Source organism: Rhizobium sp. BK661, assembly GCF_024808825.1.
Classification (GTDB): domain Bacteria; phylum Pseudomonadota; class Alphaproteobacteria; order Rhizobiales; family Rhizobiaceae; genus Rhizobium.
In genome coordinates this window covers 1-1,272 of the sequence record NZ_JANTYT010000061.1, presented here as the reverse complement: position 1 = coordinate 1,272, position 1,272 = coordinate 1, and the positions used below count along the sequence as shown (strand labels likewise).

The following is a 1,272-nucleotide window of genomic DNA, read 5'->3' as shown; positions in this document are numbered from 1 at the left end:
TGACCTTGCCCCGTTGAAATAATCCATTTTGAAGTAAGCTCTGGCCCATTGAGAGGACCAGGGAATGAAGCGCAGCCGTTTCACAGACGAACAGATTATCGGCATTCTGAAGGAGCACGAGGCGGGTACGCCGGTCTCGGAGCTTTGCCGCAAGCACGGCGTCAGCGATGCCAGCATCTATAAGTGGAAAGCCAAGTTCGGTGGCATGGAGGTGTCGGAAGCCAAGCGACTGAAGACGCTGGAGGACGAGAACACGAAGCTGAAACGGCTTCTGGCGGATGCCATGCTCGACAATGCAGCTTTGAAAGACCTTTTGGGAAAGAAGTGGTGACGCCCGCAGCAAAGCGGCGAGCTGTCGCGCATCTGATGGACCAACATCGGATGAGCGAACGGCGGGCGTGTAAAGCCATCGGCTTTTGCCGGATGACGATCCGTTACGAAACCACGCGCAGCGATGACCATGATCTTCGCGAGCGGATGAAGGCGCTGGCGCATGAACGCCGCCGCTTTGGATATCGACGCCTACATGTGCTGCTCAGGCGTGAGGGTCACCTTGTGAACCACAAGCGGCTCTTCCGGCTCTATCGGGAAGAGAAGCTGACGGTGCGCAAGCGCGGCGGCCGCAAGCGAGCGATAGGCACACGAGCACCGATGCTGATCCCGCTTGCCGCCAATTATCGCTGGTCACTGGACTTCGTATCGGATCAGTTCACCGATGGTCGCAGGTTCCGGGTTTTGACGGTCGTCGACGATTGCACCAGAGAATGCCTGGCACTCGTCGCCGACACATCGCTTTCCGGCCTGCGAGTTGCCCGTGAGCTTGATCGGATCATCGAGGAACGTGGCAAGCCCAAGATGATCGTCAGCGACAACGGCAGTGAGTTCACCAGCAACGCGATCCTGCAATGGGCCGACCGGACGACAGTCGATTGGCACTACATCGCACCGGGCAAACCGATCCAGAACGCCTTCATCGAAAGCTTTAATGGACGGCTGCGAGACGAGCTCCTGAATGAAACGCTCTTCTCGTCACTGACCCATGCTCGATCAGCGCTTTCAAACTGGCGCAGCGATTACAACGATCATCGACCACACTCTGGACTCGGCTGGATGACACCTGCCGAGTTCGCTCAGACAATCAACCCGCGACGTGATGCGGTGCTGCGCAGCCGGAATGGCTCCGCACCGCAACCCGCCGCTACCGCCCCAAATACAGCAACCCAAAACCGCCGGAGCGAACTTAAAACTGGATAAAACTTGGGGGCAAGGTCA

The 1,272-nt window shown here is 57.9% G+C and carries 1 protein-coding gene; it reads left to right on the top strand.

Translation table 11 applies throughout. The features are described 5' to 3' along the window. Positions 1-64 precede the first annotated feature (64 nt). Positions 65-1,254, top strand: a protein-coding gene (locus tag FHX16_RS31410) for an IS3 family transposase (protein WP_183865230.1) whose coding sequence is annotated in 2 segments (ribosomal slippage) — positions 65-314 and positions 314-1,254 — 1,191 coding nt in all. Because the reading frame shifts where the segments join, the coding sequence is not laid out codon by codon here. Positions 1,255-1,272: the final 18 nt, after the last annotated feature.